This window comes from Microbispora sp. ATCC PTA-5024 (assembly GCF_000511135.2).
Taxonomy (GTDB): domain Bacteria; phylum Actinomycetota; class Actinomycetes; order Streptosporangiales; family Streptosporangiaceae; genus Microbispora; species Microbispora corallina.
The window spans coordinates 185,305-197,134 of sequence record NZ_KI866523.1; the positions used below are offsets into that span (position 1 = coordinate 185,305).

Here is an 11,830-nt window from a genome sequence, read left to right on the forward strand (position 1 = left end):
CCATGTCGAGCTTCACCGAGGCGTCCGGGGCCACCGGAGCGGCGGGCCCCGGCGGGACGACCGCCTGCTACGTGTACGGCATCGTCCCCGAGGACGTGGAGATCAGTGAGGACGCGGTGGGGGTCGGCGAGCCGCCTGGGCGGATCAAACTGGTCCGGCACGGCGAGATCGCCGCGCTGATCAGCGACGTCGACGTGGACCGCCCGCTCGGCCGGGCGCAGGACCTGGTGGCCCACGAGCAGTTGCTCGACGCGGCCGCCGCGGAGGTCCCGGTGCTGCCCCTGCGCTTCGGGGCGGTCGTGACGACGGCGGACGCGGTCGTCGAGGAACTGCTGGCCCCCCACCACGACCAGTTCGCGGCGGCGCTGAAGGAGATCGAGGGCCGCACGCAGTACGTCCTCAAGGCCCGCTACCTGGAACGGCCCGTCCTGATGGAGGTCCTGTCGGAGAACCCGGAGGCCGGGCATCTGCGCGACCGCATCAGGGACCTGCCGGAGGACGCCACCCGCAACGAGCGGATCCGGCTCGGCGAGATCATCACGTACGCCATCTCGGCGAAACGGGAGGCCGACAGTCAGGACGTGGTCGACCGGTTCGCCTCCTGCACGGCGGCCGCCGTCATCCGGGAGCCCACCCACGAGCGGGACGCCGCCCACGTCGCGTTCCTTGTTGAGGACGAGCGTCAGGCCGACTTCGACCGCTGCCTGGAGGACCTGCGCCGCGACTGGGCCGAGCGGGCCGAGATCCGGCTGCTCGGGCCGATGGCGCCGTACGACTTCGTGGTGACCCAGCGCTAGGGAGGTGCCGTGGGACTGCTGAGCCTGCTCTTCGGCTGGCCGCTCGCCCCCGTCAAGGGCGTCATCCGGCTCGGCGAGCTCATTCAGGAGCAGGTCGAGCGCGAGATGCGCGACCCAGCGGCCGTACGGCGCCGGTTGGAGGCGATCGAGGAGGCGAGGCGCTCGGGCCGGATCTCCGAAGAGGAGGAGGCCCGGGCGGTCGAGGAGGTCCTCCGGACGATGACCGGCACGCGGAGAGGGTGACGACGGGTGCCTCCCAGGCGACGGGACCGCCCGGACGAGGGCGACGACCGTTATTACGACGAGGAGTACGACGAGGAGCGGTACGCCGGGGACGACGGCGACGAGGGGGCTCCTGTCGAGGGGCGTCCCGTCGCCGGACGGCGGCCGCGCCGGGACCCGGTCGTCGTCCAGGCCGAGCCGCAGCGGACCCGCCGGCGTCCGCTCACCGCGACCTCGGCGGGGCGGGCCGGCCTGCGGCACATCGCCGACCTGACGGCGCGGGAGCCGGAGGCCGTCACGCTGGTCCAGCCCGTGGAGAACGGCTGGGTCGTCGACGTGGAGGTCGTCGAGGACCACCGCATTCCCTCGTCGAGCGACATCATCGCGCTCTACGAGGCGCAGATGGACGAGGAGGGCAACCTGCTGTCGTACCGCCGCACGCGCCGCTACCGGCGCGGCGCGGGCGACCTCGGCGGAGGGTACGGACGATGACCGATCCCCGATCGCGCCCGGTGATACGCGAGTCGTACGCCCCTCCGGCCCCCATGGGCGGCAGGGAGTCGACGAACCTCGGCGACATCCTCGAACGCGTCCTCGACCGGGGCGTGGTCATCGCCGGGGACATCCGGGTCAACCTGCTCGACATCGAGCTCCTCACGATCAAGCTGCGGCTCGTCATCGCGTCGGTCGACACGGCCCGCGAGCTCGGGATCGACTGGTGGGAGCACGACCCGTGGCTCAGCGGACGGGACAGGGAGCTCAAGGACGAGAACCGCAGGCTGCGCGAGCGCCTGGCCGCCGTCGAGGAGCGGCTGGTCGAGCGCGAGGCCGTCGAGGCGGGCGACCACGCCCCCGACGAGGCGGCCGCGCAGCGGCGGCACGGAGCGGAGAGGCGCCGTGAGTGAGTACGGCATCTACCTGTACGCGGTGACCCCGGACGCCGGCGGGGACGCGACCGCGGGCACGACCGGGGACGCCGGTCCCGGCACGGGTCCGGAGACGGCCCCGGCCGCCGGCGAGGACGCGACCGCAGGCACGACCGCCCCCGGTGGCGGCACGTCCGGGCTGCACGGCGTGCTCGGCGGTCCTGTCCGCCCGATCCGCCACGCCGGGCTGGTGGCTCACGTCGGCGAGGTCCCGCTCGACCAGTTCGGCGAGGGGCCGCTGCGCCGGCTGCTGGAGGACCTCGACTGGGTGGAGGGGGTGGCCCGGGCCCATCACCACGTGGTCGAGGCCCTCGCGGCGGCCGGCCCGGTCGCCCCCGTCCGGCTCGTGACGGTCTACACCGGCGAGGACCAGGTCCGCGACCTGCTCGACCGGCGCCGCGACGACTTCGCCGACCTGCTGGCCCGCGTGGCCGGGCGGCACGAGTGGGGCGTCAAGGCGTACGTCACCCGGGCCGCCCCGCCGGCGCCCACGGCCGAGCCCGCGCCGGGGCGCGGCTCGACCAGCCCCGGCACGGCGTACCTCCAGCGCCGCAAGGCGAGCCTGCGCAGCAGGGAGGACGTGTGGCGCGCGGCGGCCGAGCGCGCCGAGCGCCTCCACGCGGCGCTGGGTGAGATCGCCGTGGCCGGGCGGCGACACCGGCCCCAGGACCCCCAGTTGTCCGGCCGGAACGATGTCATGGTGCTGAACGGCGCGTACCTGGTCGACCCGGACCGGGACGGCGAGTTCGCCGCGGCCCTCGACGCGTTCCGGGGCGAGGGCATGGACGTGGAGCTGACCGGGCCGTGGGCGCCCTACTCGTTCACCTCGCTCGACCTGGGCTCGGACCGCGGAGGGGGCGCGCGGTGACGATCGACGGCTCCAGGGGCAGGGCGCTCGCCGCCGAGGGACGCCTGCCTGCCGAGCGGGTGGCCCTGGTCGACCTGCTCGACCGGCTGCTCGCGGGCGGTGTGGTCGTGACCGGCGAGCTGGTTCTGTCCATCGCCGACATCGAACTGGTCCGCATCTCGCTGCGAGCGCTGCTGGCCTCGGTGCGGGACGCCGACGGGGAGGAGGGCGACGATGAGCCGTCCTGGCCCTGACGAGGTCCGGGCGCCCGAGGGGCCCGAGGAGGAGGCGCGCGAGGGGATCGGCCTGCGTCTCGACCCCGCGAGGTCGGGCCAGTGGCGCCTCAACACCGACCCGGAGACCGTCCAGCGCGACCTCAGCCGCCTGGTGCTGACGCTCGTCGAGCTCCTGCGGCAGCTCGTGGAACGGCAGTCCATCCGCCGGATGGAGCAGGGCGACCTGTCCGACGAGCAGGTCGAGACGCTCGGCCTGACGCTGATGCGGCTGGAGGAGGCGATGACGGACCTCTGCGACCGGTTCGGCCTGTCTCCCAGCGACCTGAACCTCGATCTCGGCCCGCTCGGGACCCTGCTGCCGACGGACTGACCCCGTGTGTACGGCCGAACGAGACGGGTAGGGCAAAACCACCTATTCGACGCGCTGGGGAGTATTCATGGCAGTAGTCGAGAGAGACGATGTCCGGAGGCTCCTGGAGTCCCCCGCCCCCGACGCCACTCTGGTCCTGGTCGAGGGCCGGTGCGAGGTCGTGCCGGGCGACGCGGCGGACGGCCTGGTGATCGCCAGCCGTCGCGACCTGGAGGACGAGGTGGGCGGCGAGGACCTGGACGACGGACAGCTCGGCCGGCTCGCGGACCGGCTCGACAGCGTGGTCAGGGACCTCGGCGCGTGACCGTGCCCCCGGTACCCCCGGTGCCCCCGGTGGCCGCGGTGGCCGCGGGCGTCCCGGCGCTCGGGGGCTCGGCCGCGCGGGCTGATGCGGGAGCGCGGCCGGACGCTCGGACGGGCTCGGCCGCGGGGGCCGATGCGGGAGCGCGCGGATGACCGGGTTCGACCCGTCCGCGTACGGGCGCGCGATCGCCGACATCTACGACCTGACGGTCGAGGACCGGCCGCCCGGGCCCGCGGTCGCGCTCATCAGGGAGCTGGCCGGGGACGGCCCGGTGCTGGAGTTCGGCATCGGCACCGGCAGGCTGGCCCTCCCCCTGGCCGAGGACGGGCTGTCCGTGGCCGGGATCGACGGCTCGCCCGAGATGGTCGAGGTGCTGCACGGCAAGCGCGGTGGCCACCGGATCCCGGTCAGCGTGGGCGACTTCTCGCACCTGCGGGTCGCGGGGACGTTCACGCTCGTCCTCCTCGCGTACAACACGATCTTCGCGCTGCCCTCACAGGACGCGCAGGTGGACTGCTTCCGCAACGCGGCCGCGCACCTGGCGCCGGGAGGGCGGTTCGTGGTCGAGGCGTGGGTGCCCGACCCGGGGGCGTTCCGCGACCGCTCGGCGCTGCGGCTGGTGGCCCTCGCGGAGGACCGGGTCGTCGTCGAGGCGGGACGCCTGTTCCCCGCGACGCAGATGATGCGCACCACCAAACTGCGGATGACCCCGGAGGGCGTCCGCCTGCTGCCCGCCAACCACCGGTACGCCTGGCCGTCCGAGCTGGATCTCATGGCCCGCCTGGCGGAGCTGGAGCTGGAGCACCGCTGGGCCGACTGGTCGTGCTCCCCGTTCACGGACGACAGCCGCGGCCACGTGTCCGTCTACCGCCGGCCGTGATCCGCAGTGCCGTGAGGGAGAGTCCGATGCAGTTGCCCGAACCCAGGGGACCGGTCACCGCCCGGCTCGTCGAGGAGCTCGTCCGGCCGCCGCGTCCGCTGGACGCGCCGCCCCCGTGGTCCGCCGAGCCGGCGGTCGACGACGAGGACCTGCAACTGGCCCTGTTCGTCTGCTACGAGATGCACTACCAGGGCTTCGACGGGGTGGACGACGGCTGGGAGTGGGAGCCCTCGCTGCTCGGCCTGCGGGGACGTCTCGAAGAGCGGCTGGAGCGCGCGCTGGCGCGGACGGTCCCCCGGCCGCCGGTCCCGGCGCCGCGCGACGTCCCCCGGGCGCTCGCCGCCCTGGTCGAGGAGTACGACGACGGGCCCTCGCTGTCGGCCTTCCTGCGGAGCCGGGCCGACCTCGGGCGCTTCCGCGAGTTCGTGGTGCACCGGTCGATCTACCAGCTCAAGGAGGCAGACCCGCACACCTGGGCGATCCCCCGCCTGCTCGGCCGGCCCAAGGCCGCGCTCGTGGAGATCCAGGCCGACGAGTACGGCGGGGGCCGTCCGGGACGCATGCACGCGGAGCTGTTCCGGGCCACCATGCGCGGGCTCGGCCTCGACGACTCCTACGGCGCCCACCTCGACCGGGTTCCCGCCGTCACACTCGCCATCAGCACCACGATGTCGCTGTTCGGCCTGCACCGCCGGCGCCGCGGGGCGCTGGCCGGCCACCTCGCGGCGTTCGAGATGACCTCCTCGCAGCCCAACCTCCGCTACAGCCAGGGCCTGCGCCGCCTCGGCGGCGACGCCGCCGCCCGCCGGTACTACGACGAGCACGTACAGGCCGACGCCGTCCACGAGCAGATCGCCGCCCACGACCTGTGCGGCGGCCTGGCCGCCGGGCAGCCCCACCTGACCGGGGACATCCTGTACGGCGCGGCCTGCGCGCTCGCCCTCGACCGGCTCTTCGCCCGGCACGTGCTCGACCGCTGGCGGCAGGGCCTGCCGTCCCTCCGGTCGCCGCTGCCGGACGCCGTCGCCGGGGCGGCGTCCGGGGCCGGGGCGGGGCGCGGGTGAGCGGGCTCGACTACGTCCTCCCGCTGCGGTGGGACGACGACGAGGACCTCGACGAGCTGACCGCCTACCTGCGCGAACTCGCCAGGAACGCCCGGGTCGTCGTCGTGGACGGGTCCGCGGAGCCGCTGTTCACGGGGCACGCCCGCCGCTGGGCCGGGATCGTCACACACCTGCCGCCCGACCCCGACCTGGACGCCGCCAACGGCAAGGTCGCCGGCGTCCTCACCGGCATGCGGCGGGCCGCCGCCGAGCACGTGGTCATCGCCGACGACGACGTCCGCTACGACGCCGAGGGGCTGGCCCGGATGCGTGCCTGGCTGGGCCGCGCCGACCTGGTCCGGCCGCAGAACTACTTCGACCCCATGCCCTGGCACGCCCGCTGGGACACCGCCCGCACGCTGCTCAACCGGAGCGTGGGCGCCGACTATCCAGGGACCTTCGGCGTCCGCCGCGAGATGTTCGCGAAGACGGGCGGCTACGACGGCGACGTCCTGTTCGAGAACCTGGAGCTGATCCGTACGGTCCGGGCCCACGGCGGCCGTGAGGCCCGCCCGCTCGACCTCTACGTGCGGCGTCTGCCGCCCCGGCCGCGCCGCTTCTGGAACCAGCGCGTACGGCAGGCCTACGACGACCTGGCCCAGCCGCCGCGCATGGCCGCGTTCCTGGCCGTGCTGCCCGGCGTCGCGGTGGCCCTTTTGCGGCGGCGTCCGGCCGTCGTCGCGGGCGGCGCGGCAGTCGTGGCCGCTCTCGCGGAGGCGGGGCGCCGCCGGGCCGGGGGCCGCCGGGTGTTCCCGTTCACGGCGACCCTGTTCGCCCCGATCTGGGTGCTCGAACGGGCCGTCTGCAGTTGGGCGGCCCTGGCGGCGCGGCTGAGCGGCGGGGTGCCGTACACCGGACGGCGTCTGCGGGTGGCCGCCCACTCCGTCCGATGGCTGCGCGAGCGCCGTCAGGCCGGCGGGTTCGGCTCGCTCGCCGCCCGGAACCCGGTTGGTTTGTGAGAGCCGTCGCAGAACGGCTTGGTCCCCGACCGGCCGCACCGGCACAGCGCGACCGTGTCGCGGCCCGGGTCGATCGTCCGCCCGTCCTGGGTGACCAGCGTGAACGGCCCCCTCAGCAGCAGGGGGCCGTCCTCGCACGGGGTCACCGTCACCAGGTCATCCGGCTCGTCCCTCATGGCAGCCGCATGCCCGGATTGTCCGTTATCTAACGAGGGCCGCCAAGGTCATTCCGTCCGGGCGCACGGCGCGGTCGGGCCGAAGGCCCAGCAGCCGGCGCGGTCGGCGGCGGCGTGCCAGGCCGCCGAGCCCGTCGGGGTGACGAACACCCCAGGGGGGACGAGCGCCGCGGCCGGCTTGGAGACGACTCCCGCGGGAGGCGCGAAGGCCCAGTGCGGGGACGCCGGCGGTGGGGCGGCGTATCCCGGGGCGTGCGCTCCCGTCCCGTACGGGATCGCCGGTGAGCCCGGCGAGCCGACGGTCCGGCCCCGCCAGGGGGCGAGGCTCCAGCAGCCGGGCCCGCCGTACCCGCAGGTGTCCGGGGACGACCCTGTCACCAGCGGCGGGAGCGGCAGGTAGTGCGGGATCACGAACGACGGCCGCGGTTCTGGCCGCGGGCCGCCGCCCGCGGGTGGCGGCACGATCCCGGTGGGGGGCGTCCACGAGGGCGTCCCGGAGGGTGTGAGGCCGCTGGGGACCGCGCTCGGGGTTTCCGTCGTATTCGTCGTGGGGCCTGGGGACGGGCTCACGCCCGCGCCTGCGCTCGGCACCCCGGCCGGGGCGGCGGCCGTAGCGCTGGGAGCGGGCGGTCTCGGCGGGGCCGACGGGCTCGGCCTGGGCGCCGGGGGTTTGTGGTCGGGCGGCCGGTGCTTGGCCGACGCTGTTGGCGACGGCTTGGCGGACGGGCTCGGCTTCGCGGAAGGGCTCGGTTTCGGTGAGGCGCTCGCGGACGGGCTCGGCTTGGGCGACGCGCTGCCCGTGGGGCTGGGCGTCGCCGAGGCGCCGGCGCTCGGGGTGGCCGACGCGCCGGCGGTCGGCGACGTGCTGAGCGACGGGCTGGGCGACGTGCTGGGCGACGGGCTGGGCTTCGGCGATCCGCTGCCGCTCGGCACGGGCGCGACCGTCACGCCGGCCGTCGTCGAGGGCATCACGCTGGGTGACGCGGCGGGTGACGCGGTGGGTGAAGCAGCGGGCGACGCGGACGCGGTAACGGTGGGGGTGGCGGCGGAGGGAGACGCCGTCGGCGAGGCGGACCCGCCGGTGCCGCCCGAGGGAGTGGGGCTCGCCGCCGTGGGACTCGCCGTGGGGGCGGCGGTGGGCGTCACGGTGACGGTCGCGGTGGGCGCCGGGTGGGCGCTCGCAGTGCTCGACGGCCATCCGTGACCCGTCGGCCGTGCCGTCGGACGCCACGGGGTGTGCCCCGGCGCACCGGTGGGCGCGGACCCCGACGACGTCGGGGAGGGCAGCGGGTACGGCGTGGGGGTGGGCGTCCCCGGCGCCGTCACGGTCGCGGTGACGGTGACGGTCGCCGTCGGGGAGGGAACCCCGGCCGGGTTGGCGGATGGAGTGTCGGTCGGTGGAGGCGGGACCGCCCCCCACGGCCAGGGAGCGCCGGTGGGCCGGAGATCGCCGGTGGGAACGGCGGAGGCGGTCGGGTGAGCCGTCGGGGTACCGGTGGGGCGGTGGTGGGGGCGGTGCGGCCGGGCCGTCCCGGGGGCCGCACTCGCCGAGGGGGTCACCGTATGGGTCTGGTTCGCGGTCCCGCCGCCGCCGCCCGTGCCTCCCGTTGATCCGGACAGGTGGGAGCCCGTCCTGGTGCCGCCTCCCACGTCCCGAGCGGTGTCTCCGGCGGTGTCTCCGGCGGTGTCCCCGGCGGTGTCCCCGGCGGTGTCCCCGGCAGAGTCCCCGGCAGAGTCCCGGGCGGAGTCCCGGGCCGTGTCCGAGGCGGCTCCGCTCCCGGTGTCCGAGTCGCGCGACGCGCCGGTGCCGTCGGCCGCACCCCGCCCCGAGCCCGAGCCGGACCCGGAGTCAGGGGAGGCGGCGTCGCGGGCCGGATCCGTCGCGGAGCCGTCTCCGGCGCCGGAATCGCCGGCCGATCCCGAGCCGCCGCTGTTCTCCGTTCCGGAGCCGCTCTCGGTGGCGGAGTCCTCGGCGCCGCCGGATCCGCCGCCCGAGTCCGGGCGGTCGGCGGACGAGCCGGACCCTCCGGACGCGGATCCCCGCGTCCCGGTCTCGTCGGAAGCGGAGTCCCCGGACGAGTGGTCCGTGGCGGAGGAGCCGGATCCGGACGCGTCCGAACGCGAGCCGGAATCGGACCCGGCACCGGAACCGGAGTCGGACCTGGAGCCGGAGCCGGAATCGGCCGCGGGGTCCGACCCGTCGGACGAGGGCTCCTCATTCGACGGGGCGGGGACGGGCTGGACGGCGTCGGAGGCGGCGGCGTCCAGGGGCGGGACGGTGTCGGCGCCGGGGTCGGCCATCGCCGTCCAGGGCTGGGACGCGACGGCCCCGGCGGTGGCGGAGACGGCGGCCAGGAGGAGGCCGGAGACCAGGGTGGCGCGCCGGGATGACATGCGTGTCATGAGGGGGCTCTTCCTTGATCTATGGGGTGGGCCGGGGAGCGGTCAGGGACTTCCAGCCGGCGGCGGCGAACTCGGGTGTGCCGGGCAGCGCGGCGGGGGGCACCGAGGGCGGCGTCGGGTCGGGGACGTTGACCCAGTCGCCCTTTCCCGCGCCCCGCATGTCGGGGGCCCAGGCCATGAGCAGGCTCATGGCGTACGGGCTGGAGTAGAGGGGGCCGGTCCCGCCGGCGCCCTTGGAGGCGGTCACCTGGACCAGGACCGACACCTGGATCTGGTCCTCCGACCGCGCCGTCCACTGGATGCCGATCGTCTGCGTGCGCAGCGCGGCGCCGTCCGGCAGGTCGCCCTCCGCGGGGAGGCCGAGCGTCTCCCGCCAGCCCCGTACGGCCGCGCGGGCGCCGTCCCTGGCCGCCTGCCGCTGGTCCGGCGCCGCGTACAGGACAGCGGCCTGCTCCGCCTGGGCGCCGTCGAGCGTCCACGCGGCCTCCAGCGCGGCCGCGGCCGCCGACGCGGCGCCCAGGTCCGTACGGGGGAAGCCGACGGGGTAGCCGCCCTCGCCCTCGTGGCCCGACGGGGCGGCCAGGGCGATCGCGGGCGCGGCGACCGGCTTCGGCACGGGTGCCGGGCCCGGCCCGCGGGTCTCCAGCACGATGACCGCGACCGCGACGACGGTGATCACTCCGACGACCACCAGCAGGAGGTGGCGGGGGTCCCACCGCCGAGGAGGCCCCAGGTCCCAGTCGAGGACCGGGTCCGGGATGATCGCCCCCACTAGTTGCTCCGGTCTGGGCGCTGCCCGAAGGCCTGTCCGGCCGCCGCCGCGAGACGCAGGTACGCGCCGCGGGTGGTGGGACGCAGACGGGTCAGGTCGACCTCGGCGCCCTCCTTCAGGTGCGGGTCGAACGGCACCCGGACGACGGCGCGGCAGCGGTTGGAGAAGTGCCGTTCCAGCAGGTCGACGTCGACGTGCGACTTCGGCTCGACGGCGTTGAGCACGACGATGGCGTTCTTCACGAGGTCGCCGTGGCCGTGGGCCGTCAGCCAGTCGAGGGTGGCCGCGGCGGAGCTCGCGCCGTCCACGGCGACGAGCGTGACCAGCACGATCTGGTCGGCCATCTCCAGCGTCGCGCCCATGGCCCCATGGAGCAGGCCGGTGCCGCAGTCGGTGATGCAGATCGAGTAGTACCGCTCGATCAGCCCGGCCACCGTGCGGTAGTCCTCGGCGTCGAACGCCTCGCTCACCGCGGGGTCGGTGTCGGAGGCCAGCACCTCCAGCCGGGCGGGCGACTGCGAGGTGAACGCCCGGGCGTCGGCGTACCGGACGATGTGCGGCGCCTCGGCCAGCAGCGTCCGTATCGTGGCGGCGGTCTCCGACTTCACCTTGATGCCGAGGGTCCCGCGGTCGGGGTTGGCGTCGATCGCGATCACGCGGTCGCCGCGCAGCGACGCCAGCGTGTTCCCGAGCGCGGCGGTCGTCGTGGTCTTGCCGACGCCGCCCTTGAGGCTCATGACGGCGATCCGGTGGTGGCCGCTCGCCACGGGGGTCTGGGCCTGGGCGATCAGGGTGCGCCGTTCCAGTTCGGCCGCCGACTCCGCCGGGATGACGCGGCCGCCCGAGAGCTGGTAGACGAGCCGGCGCCAGCCGCCGGTGGGCTCGCTGCGCCGGTTGGTCAGCAGGTGTTCCGCGGTCAGGGGCACCGACTCCGGGTACTGCCCGGCGGGTACGGGCAGCGGAGTGTGCGTGTCGGTCATGGCCGTGGTCCTTTCACCGAGGGGGGATCGGGAGGGGACGGTCAGCAGGTGCGCCAGCGCACCGTCGTCGTGGCCGTGCCCTTCGGTCCGTGCAGTTCGAGGGGGGCTGTGACAGGGGCGGGGACGCCGCACCAGTAGCGGACGCGGAGGGCGCGCACGCTGATTACGCCGGTCTGGCCGGGTTTGAGCGTTCCGCTGGACGGCGTGACGGACAGGCCCGGCGCCGTTATCCGCCACCGCAGGGTGGTGCCGGATCCGGCGGTGAGCGTGAGACGGCCCCGGCCGAAGTCGTCGAGCGCGAGCGTGGCCGGCACCCCGATCCCGCCCGCCGAGACCAGTTGGGGCGACGGGTCGACCGGGCCGGGCCCTCTGCCTGCTGCGCGAGCGGCGGCGTCCACGGTGGCCGTGGTCACGTTCGACTGGAGCGAGCGCGCCGGGTCCTCGCCATGGGTGGCGGGCGCCAGGAGGTTGATGCCCGTGACGGTCCCCGCCGCGCCGGCGACGACCACGATCACGATTCGCAGCGCCGTGGCCCGCACGAGGGAGCCGACCCGGGTGAGCACGCGCACGATCCTGACCTGCGCCCCGGCGATGCGTCCCGCCCCGGCGTCCGCCGTCAGGTCCTCCGGCACGTCGTCCTGTTCCGCTCCGGACGGCACGGCGGATCGCGCGCGGGCCGCCTCCCTCTCCTGGATCTGCGAGAGCAGGGCGTCGTACAGCGGGGTGTCCTGCCGGACGGATTTCCGCTCGTCCCCGCCGCCCGGGGCGGCCGGGCCACGGGTGGCCGAGCCGCCGGTGACCGGCCCGGGGACGACCGGCCCGGCCGGGGCGTCCGTACGCGGAAGGGCCGGGCCG

Annotated in this window: 16 protein-coding genes and 1 pseudogene; 12 read left to right on the forward strand and 5 right to left on the reverse strand. The window is 75.5% G+C overall.

The window, feature by feature from the left end; all coding sequences use genetic code 11:
- Positions 1-2 precede the first annotated feature (2 nt).
- The 11 genes from MPTA5024_RS13340 to MPTA5024_RS13390 all read left to right on the forward strand — a co-directional run bounded on the left by MPTA5024_RS13340 (position 3) and on the right by MPTA5024_RS13390 (position 6,644).
- Positions 3-797, forward strand: coding sequence for a GvpL/GvpF family gas vesicle protein (locus MPTA5024_RS13340; RefSeq protein WP_036324257.1), 795 nt, complete (start codon positions 3-5; stop codon positions 795-797).
- Between the two features lie 9 nt (positions 798-806).
- Positions 807-1,040, forward strand: coding sequence for a gas vesicle protein GvpG (locus MPTA5024_RS13345; RefSeq protein ID WP_036324258.1), 234 nt, complete (start codon positions 807-809; stop codon positions 1,038-1,040).
- A 6-nt stretch (positions 1,041-1,046) separates the two neighbouring features.
- A complete protein-coding gene (gene gvpO / locus MPTA5024_RS42095; protein ID WP_198167142.1) occupies positions 1,047-1,511 on the forward strand; it encodes a gas vesicle protein GvpO in 465 nt (154 codons plus the stop codon).
- Complete coding sequence (locus MPTA5024_RS13355) at positions 1,508-1,924, forward strand: gas vesicle protein (protein ID WP_051458132.1); 417 nt, start codon at positions 1,508-1,510, stop codon at positions 1,922-1,924. Before gvpO ends, MPTA5024_RS13355 begins: the two co-directional genes overlap by 4 nt.
- On the forward strand, positions 1,917-2,813 hold the full coding sequence (locus MPTA5024_RS13360) for a GvpL/GvpF family gas vesicle protein (protein ID WP_232326453.1): 897 nt from the start codon (positions 1,917-1,919) through the stop codon (positions 2,811-2,813). Before MPTA5024_RS13355 ends, MPTA5024_RS13360 begins: the two co-directional genes overlap by 8 nt.
- Entirely contained in the window at positions 2,810-3,046 is a 237-nt protein-coding gene (locus tag MPTA5024_RS13365) for a gas vesicle protein (protein ID WP_157099456.1), read from the forward strand. The genes MPTA5024_RS13360 and MPTA5024_RS13365 overlap by 4 nt, the downstream gene beginning before the upstream one ends.
- Positions 3,027-3,398 carry a gas vesicle protein K gene (locus MPTA5024_RS13370; RefSeq protein WP_084369684.1) on the forward strand — a complete coding sequence of 124 codons (372 nt, stop codon included), beginning with the start codon at positions 3,027-3,029 and terminating at the stop codon, positions 3,396-3,398. Before MPTA5024_RS13365 ends, MPTA5024_RS13370 begins: the two co-directional genes overlap by 20 nt.
- 67 nt (positions 3,399-3,465) lie before the next feature.
- A complete protein-coding gene (locus tag MPTA5024_RS13375) occupies positions 3,466-3,702 on the forward strand; it encodes a hypothetical protein (RefSeq protein ID WP_036324259.1) in 237 nt (78 codons plus the stop codon).
- A gap of 148 nt (positions 3,703-3,850) precedes the next feature.
- Positions 3,851-4,582, forward strand: coding sequence for a class I SAM-dependent DNA methyltransferase (locus MPTA5024_RS13380; protein ID WP_036324261.1), 732 nt, complete (start codon positions 3,851-3,853; stop codon positions 4,580-4,582).
- 26 nt (positions 4,583-4,608) lie between these two features.
- Entirely contained in the window at positions 4,609-5,646 is a 1,038-nt protein-coding gene (locus MPTA5024_RS13385) for an iron-containing redox enzyme family protein (RefSeq protein WP_036324262.1), read from the forward strand.
- On the forward strand, positions 5,643-6,644 hold the full coding sequence (locus tag MPTA5024_RS13390) for a glycosyltransferase (RefSeq protein ID WP_051458133.1): 1,002 nt from the start codon (positions 5,643-5,645) through the stop codon (positions 6,642-6,644). Before MPTA5024_RS13385 ends, MPTA5024_RS13390 begins: the two co-directional genes overlap by 4 nt.
- Here the strand turns inward: MPTA5024_RS13390 and MPTA5024_RS13395 are convergent.
- Both MPTA5024_RS13395 and MPTA5024_RS13400 read right to left on the reverse strand, forming a co-directional pair.
- Positions 6,593-6,820 carry a CDGSH iron-sulfur domain-containing protein gene (locus tag MPTA5024_RS13395; protein ID WP_036324263.1) on the reverse strand — a complete coding sequence of 76 codons (228 nt, stop codon included), beginning with the start codon at positions 6,818-6,820 and terminating at the stop codon, positions 6,593-6,595. The two genes, MPTA5024_RS13390 and MPTA5024_RS13395, sit on opposite strands and share 52 nt — an antisense overlap.
- Positions 6,821-6,868: 48 nt before the next feature.
- Positions 6,869-7,231: a hypothetical protein gene (locus tag MPTA5024_RS13400; RefSeq protein WP_036324265.1), complete on the reverse strand. Its 363-nt coding sequence runs from the start codon at positions 7,229-7,231 to the stop codon at positions 6,869-6,871.
- A gap of 136 nt (positions 7,232-7,367) precedes the next feature.
- On the opposite strand from MPTA5024_RS13400, the gene MPTA5024_RS13405 reads away from it, so the two are divergent.
- Positions 7,368-8,024, forward strand: a complete 657-nt coding sequence (locus MPTA5024_RS13405) for a hypothetical protein (RefSeq protein ID WP_157099457.1) — start codon at positions 7,368-7,370, stop codon at positions 8,022-8,024.
- 1,218 nt (positions 8,025-9,242) lie between these two features.
- Here MPTA5024_RS13405 and MPTA5024_RS13415 read toward each other — a convergent pair.
- The 3 genes and pseudogenes from MPTA5024_RS13415 to MPTA5024_RS13425 form a co-directional block, all read right to left on the reverse strand.
- Positions 9,243-9,995, reverse strand: coding sequence for a hypothetical protein (locus MPTA5024_RS13415; protein ID WP_036324266.1), 753 nt, complete (start codon positions 9,993-9,995; stop codon positions 9,243-9,245).
- Positions 9,995-10,975 carry a MinD/ParA family ATP-binding protein gene (locus MPTA5024_RS13420; RefSeq protein ID WP_036324267.1) on the reverse strand — a complete coding sequence of 327 codons (981 nt, stop codon included), beginning with the start codon at positions 10,973-10,975 and terminating at the stop codon, positions 9,995-9,997. Before MPTA5024_RS13420 ends, MPTA5024_RS13415 begins: the two co-directional genes overlap by 1 nt.
- 41 nt (positions 10,976-11,016) lie before the next feature.
- A pseudogene (locus tag MPTA5024_RS13425) lies at positions 11,017-11,830 on the reverse strand (hypothetical protein); the annotation flags it as partial.

Excerpts from the sequence above, each read along its gene's own strand:
- MPTA5024_RS13340 (WP_036324257.1), top strand. The coding sequence starts at position 3 with ATGTCGAGCTTCACCGAGGCGTCCGGGGCCACCGGAGCGGCGGGCCCC.
- MPTA5024_RS13355 (WP_051458132.1), top strand. The coding sequence starts at position 1,508 with ATGACCGATCCCCGATCGCGCCCGGTGATACGCGAGTCGTACGCCCCT.
- MPTA5024_RS13370 (WP_084369684.1), top strand. The coding sequence starts at position 3,027 with ATGAGCCGTCCTGGCCCTGACGAGGTCCGGGCGCCCGAGGGGCCCGAG.
- MPTA5024_RS13375 (WP_036324259.1), top strand. The coding sequence starts at position 3,466 with ATGGCAGTAGTCGAGAGAGACGATGTCCGGAGGCTCCTGGAGTCCCCC.
- MPTA5024_RS13380 (WP_036324261.1), top strand. The coding sequence starts at position 3,851 with ATGACCGGGTTCGACCCGTCCGCGTACGGGCGCGCGATCGCCGACATC.
- MPTA5024_RS13385 (WP_036324262.1), top strand. The coding sequence starts at position 4,609 with ATGCAGTTGCCCGAACCCAGGGGACCGGTCACCGCCCGGCTCGTCGAG.
- MPTA5024_RS13395 (WP_036324263.1), bottom strand. The coding sequence starts at position 6,820 with ATGAGGGACGAGCCGGATGACCTGGTGACGGTGACCCCGTGCGAGGAC.
- MPTA5024_RS13420 (WP_036324267.1), bottom strand. The coding sequence starts at position 10,975 with ATGACCGACACGCACACTCCGCTGCCCGTACCCGCCGGGCAGTACCCG.